Annotated in this window: 1 protein-coding gene; it reads right to left on the bottom strand. The window is 34.0% G+C overall.

Annotation, left to right across the window (positions count from 1 at the left end):
- On the bottom strand, positions 1–429 hold a 429-nt coding region (locus E1163_RS30060), incomplete at both ends, for a hypothetical protein (RefSeq protein WP_185155861.1).

Raw genomic sequence — 429 nt, 5'->3', positions numbered from 1 at the left:
CGATTATTTCTAATTTTATATTTATTTTGAATACCATTTTTTTTGTCATCTACAACTAATGCCGTATCCACATCTAGCAATATATCGTAACCGGAGGGAATAAAACCTGATGATTCTATAGTCAAATCATCTAAGTGTTTTCCTTCTTTGCTTACAATGGTAAATACAAAATCCTGCGGCATAGCAGAGTCTATTTCGTAGCCTAACAATTGTACGGTATCACTCAAACTAAATTTCGAATAGGCACGATAAATATTTGGCCACACATCATCCGAGTTTTCCTGTACCTCTTTAATGTAATGAGCATGAGCAGAGTCTAGCCAGGTTATCACATAACCATCTTCAATCTGCCTTCTTGATTTTTTTACATTACTAATTCTATCTCCCAAATGCCACTCAGTAAAGAGTGTTAAAAAATCATTAAATGTC

The organism is Fulvivirga kasyanovii (genome assembly GCF_009711405.1).
GTDB lineage: Bacteria > Bacteroidota > Bacteroidia > Cytophagales > Cyclobacteriaceae > Fulvivirga > Fulvivirga kasyanovii.
This window is presented reverse-complemented; position numbering and strand designations above follow the sequence as displayed.